Origin of the sequence: Constrictibacter sp. MBR-5 (assembly GCF_040549485.1) — a bacterium.
GTDB lineage: Bacteria > Pseudomonadota > Alphaproteobacteria > JAJUGE01 > JAJUGE01 > Constrictibacter.
Genome location: NZ_JBEPTK010000005.1, coordinates 256,741 through 269,997, shown reverse-complemented (window position 1 = coordinate 269,997; position 13,257 = coordinate 256,741). Strand labels below are relative to the sequence as shown.

General features: G+C 65.9%; 12 protein-coding genes. All 12 read right to left on the bottom strand.

Going from position 1 to position 13,257, the window contains the following annotated elements:
* Position 1 precedes the first annotated feature (1 nt).
* The 12 genes from nuoN to ABIE65_RS13460 all read right to left on the bottom strand — a co-directional run bounded on the left by nuoN (position 2) and on the right by ABIE65_RS13460 (position 13,251).
* Positions 2-1,447, bottom strand: coding sequence for an NADH-quinone oxidoreductase subunit NuoN (gene nuoN / locus ABIE65_RS13515; protein WP_354078308.1), 1,446 nt, complete (start codon positions 1,445-1,447; stop codon positions 2-4).
* Positions 1,448-1,462: 15 nt separating this feature from the next.
* Positions 1,463-2,992 (bottom strand): NADH-quinone oxidoreductase subunit M, encoded by a 1,530-nt coding sequence (locus ABIE65_RS13510; protein WP_502918531.1) that lies wholly within the window; start codon positions 2,990-2,992, stop codon positions 1,463-1,465.
* Between the two features lie 5 nt (positions 2,993-2,997).
* Complete coding sequence (gene nuoL / locus ABIE65_RS13505; RefSeq protein WP_354078307.1) at positions 2,998-4,929, bottom strand: NADH-quinone oxidoreductase subunit L; 1,932 nt, start codon at positions 4,927-4,929, stop codon at positions 2,998-3,000.
* A 7-nt stretch (positions 4,930-4,936) separates the two neighbouring features.
* The gene (gene nuoK / locus ABIE65_RS13500; protein ID WP_354078306.1) at positions 4,937-5,245 is read right to left on the bottom strand and encodes an NADH-quinone oxidoreductase subunit NuoK; all 309 of its coding nucleotides are present in this window, start codon (positions 5,243-5,245) and stop codon (positions 4,937-4,939) included.
* Positions 5,245-5,859: an NADH-quinone oxidoreductase subunit J gene (locus tag ABIE65_RS13495; protein ID WP_354078305.1), complete on the bottom strand. Its 615-nt coding sequence runs from the start codon at positions 5,857-5,859 to the stop codon at positions 5,245-5,247. Before ABIE65_RS13495 ends, nuoK begins: the two co-directional genes overlap by 1 nt.
* Positions 5,860-5,943: 84 nt before the next feature.
* Entirely contained in the window at positions 5,944-6,432 is a 489-nt protein-coding gene (gene nuoI, locus ABIE65_RS13490) for an NADH-quinone oxidoreductase subunit NuoI (protein ID WP_354078303.1), read from the bottom strand.
* Between the two features lie 23 nt (positions 6,433-6,455).
* Positions 6,456-7,487, bottom strand: a complete 1,032-nt coding sequence (gene nuoH / locus ABIE65_RS13485; RefSeq protein WP_354078302.1) for an NADH-quinone oxidoreductase subunit NuoH — start codon at positions 7,485-7,487, stop codon at positions 6,456-6,458.
* Positions 7,480-9,537 (bottom strand): NADH-quinone oxidoreductase subunit NuoG, encoded by a 2,058-nt coding sequence (nuoG, locus tag ABIE65_RS13480; protein ID WP_354078301.1) that lies wholly within the window; start codon positions 9,535-9,537, stop codon positions 7,480-7,482. Before nuoG ends, nuoH begins: the two co-directional genes overlap by 8 nt.
* 9 nt (positions 9,538-9,546) lie before the next feature.
* Entirely contained in the window at positions 9,547-10,830 is a 1,284-nt protein-coding gene (nuoF, locus tag ABIE65_RS13475) for an NADH-quinone oxidoreductase subunit NuoF (RefSeq protein ID WP_354078300.1), read from the bottom strand.
* Positions 10,830-11,450, bottom strand: coding sequence for an NADH-quinone oxidoreductase subunit NuoE (gene nuoE, locus ABIE65_RS13470; RefSeq protein ID WP_354078299.1), 621 nt, complete (start codon positions 11,448-11,450; stop codon positions 10,830-10,832). The genes nuoF and nuoE overlap by 1 nt, the downstream gene beginning before the upstream one ends.
* Complete coding sequence (locus ABIE65_RS13465; protein WP_354078298.1) at positions 11,447-12,625, bottom strand: NADH-quinone oxidoreductase subunit D; 1,179 nt, start codon at positions 12,623-12,625, stop codon at positions 11,447-11,449. Before ABIE65_RS13465 ends, nuoE begins: the two co-directional genes overlap by 4 nt.
* Complete coding sequence (locus tag ABIE65_RS13460) at positions 12,625-13,251, bottom strand: NADH-quinone oxidoreductase subunit C (RefSeq protein WP_354078297.1); 627 nt, start codon at positions 13,249-13,251, stop codon at positions 12,625-12,627. Before ABIE65_RS13460 ends, ABIE65_RS13465 begins: the two co-directional genes overlap by 1 nt.
* Positions 13,252-13,257: the final 6 nt, after the last annotated feature.

Sequence of the window (13,257 nt, the reverse complement as noted above, 5' to 3'; positions counted from 1 at the left end):
GTCATCCGCCGACGAGCGCCGCCGCCGCCGCCGCGGCGCCGCTGGTGATCGGCGTGGGATAGAGAATGAAGAGGATCGTCACGATACTGCTGATCGCGAGCGGAACCCCGAGACCACGACCCAGCGGATGGTCGAAGGGTTCGACGACCTCGTCGAAATACATCAGCTTCACGATCCGCAGATAGTAGTAGCAGCTCACGACGCTGGTCAGCACGCCGATCACGGCAAGGACGATCAGCCCCGCCTCGATCGCGGCGAGAAACACGTAGAGCTTGCCGAAGAAGCCGGCGAGCGGCGGGATGCCCGCCATCGAGAACATCAATGCCGCAAAGGCCGCCGCCACCATGGGATGGGTACGGGACAGGCCGGCGAGGTCGCCGATCTCCTCGACCATCCGGCCCTTCTGCCGCATGGCCAGGATGCAGGCGAAGGCACCGATGTTCATGAACAGGTAGAGCGCCATGTAGATCAGCACACCGCGCACGCCGATCTCGGTGCCCGCCGCGAGGCCGACGAAGGCATAGCCGACATGGCCGATCGAGCTGTAGGCCATCAGCCGCTTGATGTTGGTCTGGGCGATGGCGGCGAAGGAGCCGATGAGCATCGAGCCCACCGAGATCACCCAGACGATCTGCTGCCACTGATCGACAAGATCGGCGAACGGCCCCATCAGCACCCGGACGAACAGTGCCACGGCGGCGATCTTCGGGGCGACCGCGAAGAAGGCCGTCACAGGGGTCGGCGCGCCTTCGTAGACGTCGGGCGTCCACATGTGGAACGGCACGGCCGAAACCTTGAATGCGAGGCCGGCGGCGACGAACACGATGCCGACGATCACGCCGATGGAAGGCTGGGCGTTGGACGCGAAGACCTGGGCCAGGCCGTCGAAGCTGGTCGTCCCGGAAAAGCCGTAAACCAGGGAGGCGCCGTAGAGCAGCATGCCCGACGAGAGCGCACCGAGAACGAAATACTTGAGCCCGGCCTCGGTCGACTTCAGCGAGTCGCGGCGGAAGGCGGCGAGGATGTAGAGTGACAGACTCTGCAGTTCGAGGCCGATATAGAGCGACATGAGGTCGTTGGCCGAGACCATCATCATCATGCCGAGCGTCGCGATGACCGCGATGATCGGGTACTCGAAGCGCGCCGTGCCTTCACGCTCGTTGAAATCGACCGCCATCAGGATCGCAAGCGCCGAGCCGAGAAGAATCAGCAGCTTGGCGAACACGGCATACTGGTCGATGACGAAGAGGCCGGCGAAGGCGACCTCGCGATTGCCGCCCTTGATGAGCAGGAGGCCGGCGGTGACCGCCAGGACCGCGACGGCGATCCAGGAGACGGAGCGGGCCGCCCCCTCGCCCTTGAAGACGCCGTACATCAGCATCCCCATGGCGGCGATGGCCATGAAGATTTCCGGGACCGCGGCTGCGACGTTGATGAACTCGGACATGGCGGCGCGGACCCCCTAGCGGCCGAACAGACTGGCGAAGGTCGGCGCGACCGACGCCTGACCGTCGACGGCGGTCCGCGTCGTCGACTCCACGAGCGCCTCGACCGTCGTGTGCATCGGTCCGAGGAACGAGTTGGGATAGATGCCCATCCACAGCACCATGATCACCAGCGGGACCATGATGACGATCTCACGCCGGTTCAGGTCCATGATGTTCTTCAGGTCTTCGCGAACCAGCGGGCCGAAGACGACGCGGCGATAGAGATAGAGCATGTAGGCGGCACCCAGGATGACGCCGGTGGCCGCAAGGAAGGCCACCCAGGTATTCGCCTGGAACGCCCCGACGAGGACCAGGAATTCACCGACGAAGCCGCTCGTGCCGGGAAGCCCGACGGACCCCATCATGAAGACCATGAACACCAGGGCGTAGATCGGCATGCGGTGCACGAGACCGCCGTAGCGCGCGATCTCGCGGGTGTGCATGCGGTCGTAGACGACGCCCACGCAGAGGAACAACGCACCCGACACGATGCCGTGCGAGAGCATCTGGAAGATCGCGCCCTCGATGCCTTGCTGGTTGCCGCTGAAGATGCCGATCGTCACGAAGCCCATGTGCGCCACCGACGAATAGGCGATGAGCTTCTTCATGTCCTCCTGAACGAGCGCCACCAGCGACGTGTAGATCACGGCCACGACGCTGAGCGCGAAGACCATCGGCGCGAAATATTCCGACGCGTCCGGGAACATCGGCAGGGAGAACCGCAGGAACCCGTAGCCGCCCATCTTCAGTAGCACGCCAGCGAGGATCACGGAGCCTGCGGTCGGCGCCTCGACGTGCGCGTCGGGCAGCCAGGTGTGCACCGGCCACATCGGGATCTTCACGGCGAAGGAGGCAAAGAACGCCAGCCAGAGCCAGGTCTGCATCTCGACCGGGAAACGGTGGCCGAGAGCCACGATCATGTCCGTCGACCCGATCTCGAAGTAGATCGCCAGGATGGCGAGTAGCATCAGGACGGAGCCGAGGAGCGTATAGAGGAAGAACTTGAACGCCGCGTAGACGCGCCGGTACCCGCCCCAGATCCCGATGATGAGAAACATCGGAATGAGAACGGCCTCGAAGAAGATATAGAAGGTGATGAAGTCGAGCGCGCAGAACATGCCGACCATCAGCGTCTCGAGGACGAGGAAGGACACCATGTATTCCTTGACGCGCGTCTCGACCGCGCCCCAGCTCGACAGGATGCAGAGCGGCGTCAGGAAGGTCGACAGCAGCACGAAGAAGACGGAGATGCCGTCGACGCCCATCCGGTAGCCGATGCCGAACTCCGGGAACCACTCGGCCTGTTCGATGAACTGGAAGCCGCGCAGCTCCGGATCGAAGCCGAACCAGATGAAGAGCGACATGACGAAGGTGACCAGCGACGTCCACAGCGCGACGTAGCGCGCATTGCGGGTGACGGTCTCCTCGTCACTGCGTATCAGGAGGATGAACGCCGCTCCCACCAGGGGCAGGAAGGTCGTCAGCGAAAGGATCGGCCAGTCCACCGCCGTCAGCCCCCCACGCGGTAGAGATACCAGGTAACCAAGACGACCACCCCGATGAGCATCACGAATGCATAGTGATAGACGTAGCCGGTCTGCAGCCGGCTCGCCTGACGCGCCAGTCCGCGCGTCGCCGCCGCGAGCCCGTTCGGACCGAGCCCGTCGATGACGGCACCGTCACCCCCCTTCCAGAAGCCGACGCCGAGCCAGGCGGCGGGCCGCACGAAGATGCGGTCGTAGAGCTCGTCGAAGTACCACTTGTTCAGCAGGAAGCGATACAGCCCCTGCGCCTTGGCGGCGATGCGTCCCGGCATGGCCGGGTCGCGGATGTAGAGCAGGAACGCGACGGCGATGCCGACTACGCCGACGACCAGCGGCGCGATCTTCACCCAGAACGGCGCATGATGCGCGTTCTCCATCGCGTGATGCTCGGGCAGGATCAGGATGGCCCCGTTCCAGAAGTCGGCCATGCCGTCGCCGACGAAGGCGCCGTAGCCGACGATGCCGGCCAGGACCGCACCGACCGCCAGCACGAAGAGCGGCGCGAGCATGACCGGCGGCGACTCGTGGACGTGCGCCATGACGTGCTCGTCGGCGCGCGGCTTGCCGTGGAAGGTCATGAAGATCAGGCGCCACGAATAGAAGGCGGTCATCGCCGCGGCGAGGATGCCGAGCCAGAAGGCGTAGTCGCCGACCGCCGAGTGCGCGCCCCAGGCGGATTCCAGGATCATGTCCTTGGAATAGTAGCCGGCGAAGATCGGTACGCCCGCCAATGCGAGACTGCCGATCCACATCATCGCGTAGGTGATCGGGATCTCGCGCCAGATGCCGCCCATGCGGCGCATGTCCTGCTCGTCGGACATGGCGTGGATCACCGAACCGGCGCCGAGGAACAGCAGCGCCTTGAAGAAGGCGTGCGTCATCAGGTGGAAGATCGCCGCCGGATAGGCCGAAACGCCGATGGCGAAGAACATGTAGCCGAGCTGGCTGCAGGTCGAATAGGCGATGACCCGCTTGATGTCGTTCTGCACGAGGCCGACGGAGGCGGCGAAGATCGCCGTGGTGGCGCCGATCACCGTGATGATGCCGAGCGTCGTCGGCGCGTACTCGAACACCGGCGACAGGCGCGCCACCATGAACACGCCGGCCGTCACCATCGTCGCCGCATGGATGAGCGCGGAGACCGGGGTCGGACCCTCCATGGCGTCGGGCAGCCACGTGTGCAGGGGCACCTGCGCCGACTTGCCCATGGCGCCGACGAACAGCAGGAAGCAGATGATCTCCAGCGTCGGGAACTGCATCCCGAGGAATTCGAGGCTGGATCCCGCCTGCCCGGGCGCCGCGGCGAAGATCGTGTCGAACTGAATGGTGTCGAACACGAGATAGACGCCGAGGATGCCCATGATGAAGCCGAAGTCGCCGACGCGGTTGACGACAAAGGCCTTGATCGCGGCGGCGTTGGCGGAATGCCTGTCGAACCAGAAGCCGATCAGCAGGTAGGAGCAGAGCCCCACGCCCTCCCAACCGAAGAACATCTGCAGCAGGTTGTCCGCCGTCACCAGCATCAGCATGGCGAAGGTGAACAGGCACAGATAGGCCATGAACCGCGGGATATGCGGGTCGTGGCTCATATAGCCGACCGAATAGACGTGCACGGCCGCCGACACGATGGTCACGACGATCAGCATGACCGCGGTCAGCGTGTCGAAACGCAGCGCCCAGGTCGCTTCGAAGGTGCCGGACCGGATCCAGTCGAACAGCACGACCGTCTGCGGCGAGCCGCCGACGGCCACGTCGAAGAAGGCGACGACGGAGAGCAGCGCGGCGAGCAGCATCGCGCCGCACGTCGCGACCTGGGCTCCCCGGTCGCCGATGAAGCGGCCGCCGAACCCGGCGACGAGGGCGCCGACGAGCGGCAGAAAGACGATTGCGGCGTACATCCGGCCGTCAGCCCTTCATCATGTTGATGTCGGTGACCGCGATCGAGCCGCGGTTGCGGAAATAGACGACCAGGATGGCGAGGCCGATCGCCGCCTCGGCGGCGGCGACGGTCAGGACGAACATCGCGAACACCTGTCCGACGAGGTCGCCGAGGTGGGTCGAGAAGGCGACGAGGTTGATGTTGACCGCCAGGAGCATGAGCTCGACGGACATCAGGATGACGATCACGTTCTTCCTGTTCAGGAAGATCCCGAAGATGCCGAGCGTGAACAGGATCGCCGCGACGGTGAGATAGTGCGCGAGGCCGATGGTCATCACACGCCCCCCCGGGTCGTGACCTTCACCAGTTCGATCGTGTCCGCCTTGCGCCGCGCGAGCTGGTCGGAGATGCGCTGGCGCCGCACGCCCTCCCGCTCGCGCAGGGTCAGCACGATTGCGCCGATCATGGCGACGAGCAGCACCATGCCGGCAGCCTGGAAGAGGTAGATGTATTTCGTATAGAGCACGTGGCCGAGCGCATGGGTGTTGGTCATCGTCCCCGGCAGCGGGGTCGGCGATCCGAACACGGCCTGCGCCTCGGGTGCGACCACCCACACGGCGAAGACGAAGGCCAGTTCGACCAGCAGGACGATACCGATCAGCGCGCCGATCGGCAGGTACTGCAGCACGCCGGACCGCAATTCGGCCATGTTGATGTCGAGCATCATGACGACGAACAGGAACAGCACCGCGACCGCGCCGACATAGACGACCACCAGAACCATGGCGAGGAACTCGGCGCCCATCAGCACAAACAGGCCCGCACCGTTGAAGAAGGCGAGGATCAGGTAGAGCACCGAGTGGACGGGGTTCCGGGCGGAGACGACCATGACGCCCGACGCCACCGCCACAAAGGCGAAGAGATAGAAGACGAGGGCCTGGACGATCACGCCGTTCTCCCGATGGCGCGACGCGGGCAATGCCGCCCGCGCCACTGACGCGGCATGCTCGCCGCGCGCTCTGGTGTTGCGTTCTTAACGGTACGGCGCGTCGAGCGCCAGATTGTGAGCGATCTCCGCTTCCCAACGGTCGCCGTTCGCCAGCAGCCTGTCCTTGTCATACATCAGCTCTTCGCGCGTCTCGGTCGCGAACTCGAAGTTCGGACCCTCGACGATCGCATCGACCGGGCAGGCCTCCTGGCACAGGCCGCAATAGATGCACTTCGTCATGTCGATGTCGTAGCGCGTCGTGCGCCGGCTGCCGTCGGCGCGCGGCTCGGCCTCGATGGTGATCGCCAGCGCCGGGCAGACCGCCTCGCACAGCTTGCAGGCGATGCAGCGCTCTTCGCCGTTCGGATAGCGGCGCAACGCGTGCTCGCCGCGAAAACGCGGGCTGAGCGGCCCCTTCTCGTAAGGGTAGTTCAGGGTGACCTTCGGCTTGAACATGACCTTGAAGGTCATGGCCATGCCGGACAGCAACTCCCAGAGGAAGAAGCTGCGAGCCTGCCTGTCGATATACGACATCGGTGGGATCCCTCTTTCTCGGCTCAGAGTGCCGGCCGGATGACCGGATCGGGGATCCAGCCGGTGGCCACGAGCACGCCCGCCGTGAGGATCACCCACAGCAGGGACAGCGGCAGGAACACCTTCCAGCCGAGACGCATGAGCTGGTCGTAGCGGTAGCGCGGGAACGTGGCGCGCACCCACAGGAAGACGAAGAGGCAGAACGCGACCTTCAGCGCGAACCAGACGACGCCGGGGATCCAGGTGAACGGCGCAAAGCCGAATGGCGGCAGCCAACCGCCGAGGAACAGCACCGTGGTGATGCCGCTCATCAGGATCATGTTCGCGTATTCGCCGAGGAAGAACAGCGCGAACGCCATCGACGAATATTCGACGTTGTAGCCGGACACGAGTTCGGCCTCGGCCTCGGGCAGGTCGAAGGGCGCGCGGTTCGTCTCCGCCAGTGCAGACACGAAGAACACGACGAACATCGGCAGCAGCGGGATGGCGAACCACACCGTCTGCTGCGCCATGACGATGTCGGTCAGGTTCAGCGAGCCGACGCAGAGCAGCACGGTGATGATCACGAGGCCGATCGACACCTCGTAGGAAACCATCTGCGCGGCGGACCGCAGCGCACCGAGGAAGGCGTAGCGCGAGTTGCTGGCCCAGCCGGCCATCACGATGCCGTAGACGCCGAGCGAAGAGATCGCGAACAGATAGAGCACGCCGACATTGATGTCCGACAGCACCCAGCCGTAGCTCACCGGGATCACCGCCCAGGCGACCATCGCGAGGATGAAGGTCAGCATCGGCGCCAGGATGAAGACGACGCGGTTGGCGCCCGCCGGGATGATCGTCTCCTTCAGCAGCAGCTTCAGGCCGTCGGCCAGCGGCTGGAGCAGACCGAAGGGGCCGACGACGTTCGGCCCGACGCGCATCTGCATCGCGGCGATGACCTTGCGCTCGGCGAGCGTCAGATAGGCTACGGCGACCAGCAGCGGCAGCACGATCGCGAGGATCTGCGCGACGATCAGACCCGTCGGCCAGACGTATCCGTTCCAGAAATCAGCCATCGGTGCCCGTCAGCTCCCGGTTCTGGAACTCGGCCGTACAGCGCGCCATCGTTTCCGAAGCGCGCGAGATCGGGTCGGTCATGTAGAAATTCGTCACCGGCGAGGCGAAGGCGGAAGACTGCATGGCACCTGCGGTACCGAAGTCGCCCCAGGGATTGCGCAGCAGTTCGTCGCGATGGGCGAACACGTCGTTCACCTCCACCAGCCGCTGCCGCACCTGGTCGAGATTGTCGTAGGGCAGCGGCGCGCCGAGAACCCCCGACAGGGCCCGGACGATCGTCCAGTCCTCGCGCGCCTCGCCCGGCGGGAAGATGGCGCGGTTCGCATACTGCACGCGACCCTCGGTGTTCACGTAGATGCCGTTCTTCTCGGTATAGGCGGCGCCGGGCAGGACGACGTCGGCGCGATGCGCACCGGCGTCGCCATGATGACCCTGGTAGATCACGAAGGCGTTGCCCAGGCGCGACGTGTCGAACTCGTCGGCGCCGAGCAGATAGACAACCTCGACCTCGCCCGACTCGCAGCCCTGAAGGATGCCCTCGACGTCGCGGCCACCGTCGCGCGGCACGAAGCCCAGATCGAGGCCGCCGACCCGCGCCGCGGCCGTATGCAGCACCGCGAAACCGTTCCACTCGTCGCCGACGGCACCGACCGACTCGGCCAGGGCACGGCATGCCGCGAGCACCGCCGCGCCGTCGGGACGGGCGAGCGCCCCCTGTCCCACGACGATCAGCGGCCGCTCGGCGTTCTTCAGGACGTCGAGGAAGGCATGGCCACTCTCGCCCACGTCGGCCAGCGTCTGCGCGCCGGCGCCGAGATAGTCGTAGCGGTAGGTCAGATCCGCCTGCGGGCCGAGCACGCCGACTTTCAGCGCTCCAGCCTTCCAGCGCTTGCGGATGCGGGCGTTGAGCACCGGCGCCTCGAAGCGCGGATTGGTACCGACCAGCAGGATGGCATCGGCCGCCTCGATACCCGCGAGACCGGCATTGAAGACGTAACCGGCGCGCACGCCCGGATCGAGCTTCGCACCGTCCTGGCGGCAGTCGATATTCGTCGAGCCGAGGCCGGTCGCCAGATCCTTCAGTGCGACCATCGACTCGCAGTCGGCGAGGTCGCCGGCGATGGCGGCGAAGCGGTCGCCGGCGAGACCCTTCAATCGGGTGGCGATGGCGGCGAACGCCTCGTCCCAGGTCGCCGGGCGCAACTTGCCGTCGCGCCGGACATAGGGCCGGTCGAGCCGCTGACGCTTCAGGCCGTCATAGGCGAAGCGCGTCTTGTCGGAGATCCACTCCTCGTTGATCTCTTCGTTGATTCGCGGCAGGACGCGCAGCACCTCCATGCCGCGCGAATCGACGCGGATGCTGGAGCCGAGTGCGTCGAGGACGTCGACCGTCTCCGTCTTGCGCAGTTCCCACGGGCGCGCGGCGAAGGCGTAAGGCTTCGACGTCAGGGCGCCGACGGGGCAGAGGTCGATGACGTTGCCCGACAGTTCGGACGTCACCGCGCGCTCCAGCGAGCTGATCTCCATGTGCTCGCCACGGAACAGGCCGCCGATCGCCGGCATGCCCGCGACCTCGTCGACGAAGCGTACGCAACGCGTGCAGTGGATGCAGCGCGTCATGATCGTCTTGATCAGCGGGCCCATATACTTGTCGGGCACCGCACGCTTGTTCTCGGCGAACCGGCTGTGGTCCATGCCATAGCCCATCGCCTGGTCCTGCAGGTCGCACTCGCCGCCCTGATCGCAGATCGGGCAGTCGAGCGGATGGTTGATCAGCAGGAACTCCATAACGCCCTTGCGGGCCTTCAGGACCATCGCCGATTCGGTGAACACTTCCATGTTCTCGCCGGCCGGCATCGCGCAGGACGCGGCGGGCTTCGGCGGGCCGGGCTTGATCTCGACCAGACACATCCGGCAGTTGCCGGCGATGGACAGGCGCTCGTGATAGCAGAAGCGCGGGATTTCCTTGCCCGCGGCTTCGCACGCCTGAAGGACCGTGCTGCCGGGCGGGACCTCGACCTCTATACCGTCGACCTTGAGCTTGGGCATGATCGCTCCTCAGGCCGCCTTCGCCCGGCCACGGTATTCAAGTATGCGCCGCTCGACTTCCGGCCGGAAGTGGCGGAACAGGCCCTGAACGGGCCAGGCGGCCGCGTCGCCGAGCGCACAGATCGTGTGTCCTTCGATCTCCGAGCAGACGTCGAGCAGCAGGTCGATCTCCGCGACGGTCGCATTGCCGACGACCATGCGCTCCATCACCCGCCAGACCCAGCCGGTGCCCTCGCGACACGGCGTGCACTGGCCGCAGCTCTCGTGCATGTAGAACTTCGACAGGCGCGAGATCGCCCGGACGATGTCGGTCGACTTGTCCATGACGATGACCGCCGCCGTGCCGAGACCGGAACGCGCGGCACGCAGGCTGTCGAAATCCATCAGGATCGTGTCGCAGACGTCCTTCGGCAGCATCGGCGTCGACGAACCGCCGGGGATGACGGCGAGCAGGTTGTCCCAGCCGCCGCGCACGCCGCCGCAGTGCCGATCGATCAGCTCCCGCAGCGGGATGCCCATCACCTCCTCGACGTTGCACGGCTTCTCGACGTGCCCGGAGATGCAGAAGAGCTTGGTGCCGGTATTGTTCTCGCGGCCGAGACCCGCGAACCAGGCGCCGCCGCGGCGCAGGATCTCCGGCGCCGCGGCGATCGTCTCCACATTGTTCACCGTCGTCGGACAGCCGTAGAGGCCCGACATGGCCGGGAAAGGCGGCTTCAGCCGGGGCTGGCCCTTCTTGCCCTCCAGGCTCTCGATCAGCGCGGTCTCTTCGCCGCAGATGTAGGCGCCGGCGCCGCGATGGACGAAGAGGTCGAAGTCCCAGCCGCTGCCGCAGGCGTCCTTGCCGATCAGGCCAGCCTCGTAGGCCTCGTCGACCGCCGCCTGGAGGTTCAGCGCCTCCTGGTAGAACTCGCCGCGGATATAGATGTAGGCGGTATGCGCGCCCATGGCGAAGCTGGCGAGCAGGCAGCCCTCGACCAGCTTGTGCGGGTCCCAGCGCATGATGTCCCGGTCCTTGCAGGTCCCGGGCTCGCCCTCGTCGGCGTTGACGACCAGATAATGCGGCCGGCCGTCCGACTGCTTGGGCATGAACGACCATTTCAGGCCGGACGGGAAGCCGGCGCCGCCGCGGCCGCGCATGCCGGACTTCTTCATCTCGTCGATGATCCAGTCACGGCCCTTGAGCAGGATGTCCTTCGTGCCGTTCCAGTCGCCACGCGCCTTGGCGCCCTCGAGGCGCCAGTCGTGCCGGCCGTAGAGATTCGTGAAGATCCTGTCGGCATCCGCCAGCATCAATCGTCTCCCGCCTCGAGCAGGGTCGTGAGGCCGCCGGCAGGCTCGCTGCCGGATCGACCGGTCTGCGAGCCGGGCTGCGGGGTCTCGCCGCGCCGCAAGGCCTCGATCAGCCGCTCCATGGCGGCCCCGTCGAGGTCCTCGTAATAATGGTCGCCGATCTGAATCATCGGCGCGTTGACGCACGCTCCCAGGCACTCGGCCTCGGCCAGCGTGAACATGCCGTCCGCCGTCGTCTCGCCGACCTTGACGCCCAGCACCCGCTCGCAGGTCGCGACGATCTCGTCCGAGCCGCGCAGCCAGCAGGGTGTGGTCGTGCAGACCTCGACAAGATGCCGGCCGACCGGGTGCAGCTTGAACATCGTGTAGAAGGTGGCGACCTCCCACACGCGGATCTCGGCCATGCCGAGCATGTCGGCGACGTAGGGCACCGCGACGCGCGGCAGCCACCCGCCGTTCTGCCGCTGCGCCAGGTCGAGGAGCGGGATCACCGCGCTGGCCTGGCGGCCCGCGGGATACTTGGCGATGAACGTGCGCGCCTGCGCCATGTGGGCGTCGTCGAAGGCGAAGCTCGCCGGCTGGCGCGGATCGTCCGCATCGGGAAGGCCAGCTGCACTCACCGGTCGATCTCCCCGAACACGATGTCCATGGCACCCAGGATCGCGACGCTGTCGGCGAGCATGTGGCCCTTGCTGCAGAAATCCATGCTCTGCAGATGGGTGAAGCCCGGCGCGCGGATGTAGCAGCGATAGGGCTTGTTCGTGCCGTCGGCGACCAGATAGACGCCGAATTCGCCCTTCGGCGCCTCGACCGCCGTATAGGTCTCGCCCTCGGGCACGTGATAGCCCTCGGTATAGAGCTTGAAGTGATGGATGAGCGCTTCCATCGAGCGCTTCATGTCGGCACGCCGCGGCGGCGACATCTTGTGGTTCTCGACGAGCACGGGGCCGCCCGGCATCTGGTCGAGGCACTGGTCGATGATCCGCAGGCTCTGACGCATCTCCTCGACGCGGATCAGGAAGCGGTCGTAGCAGTCGCCGTTCTTGCCGATCGGGATGTCGAAATCCATCCGGTCGTACACATCGTAGGGCTGCGCCTTGCGCAGATCCCAAGCCATGCCGGAGGCGCGCAGCATCGGTCCGGAGAAGCCCCAGTCGAGCGCGTCGCGCTGCGAGACGATCCCGATGTCGACGGTGCGCTGCTTGAAGATGCGGTTCTCGTTGAGCAGCGCCTCGAGGTCGTCGATGAACTTCGGGAACTGCTCGGCCCAGCGCCGGATGTCCTCGGTCAGGCCGGCCGGCAGGTCTTGGTGGACGCCGCCCGGGCGGAAATAGGCGGCATGCAGCCGCGCGCCGCTCGCACGTTCGTAGAATTCCATCAGGAACTCGCGCTGCTCGAAGCCCCAGAGCAGCGGGGTCATGGCGCCGACGTCGAGCGCGAAGGCGGTCAGGTTCAGGAGATGGTTCAGGATCCGGCTGATCTCGGAGAAGAGGACCCGGATGTACTGGCCGCGCTCCGGTACCGTCACGCCGAGGAGCTTCTCCACCGCCAGCGCGAAGGCGTGCTCCTGGTTCATCGGCGCGACATAGTCGAGCCGGTCGAAATAGGGCAGCGCCTGCAGGTACGTCTTGTACTCGATCAGCTTCTCGGTGCCGCGATGCAGCAGCCCGATATGCGGGTCGATTCGCTCGACCACCTCGCCGTCCATCTCCATGACCATGCGCAGCACGCCATGGGCGGCTGGGTGCTGCGGGCCGAAGTTGAGCGTGTAGTGCCGGATCAGAGCTTCGGGCATCAGGTCTGCTTTCCTTCCGGAAGCGTGACCGTCGCCTTCTCGTCGCCGGCCAGCATCTGGCGCGAGCCTTCCCACGGGCTCAGGAAGTCGAAGGAGCGGAATTCCTGGGTCAGGGTGACGGGTTCGTAGACGACGCGCTTCTGATCGGGGTCGTAGCGGACCTCGACATAGCCGGTCAACGGGAAGTCCTTGCGCAGCGGATGGCCCTCGAAACCGTAGTCCGTCAGCAGCCGACGCAGGTCCGGGTGATCGGAGAAGAACACGCCATAGAGGTCCCACGTCTCGCGTTCATACCAGGCGGCCGAACTGAACACGCCCGTCACGGAAGGGACCGGCGTCTCCTCGTCGGTCGCGACCTTGACGCGGACGCGATGGTTGTGACGGTGGCTCAGCAGATTGTAGACGACCTCGAAGCGATTCTCGCGTTCGGGATAGTCGGCGCCGCACACCGACATCAACTGCTTGAAGTGGCAGTTCGAGTCGTCGCGCAGGAAGGTCAGCACCTTCACGATGGCGCTGCGGCGCGCCCAGACGACCAACTCGCCCCGCTGTCCCTCGGTCCGCTCGACCTCGTCGGGCAGCGTCGCGGTGATGTGCTCCGCGAGTTCGGTCAGCGCCTCGTCCATTGCCGC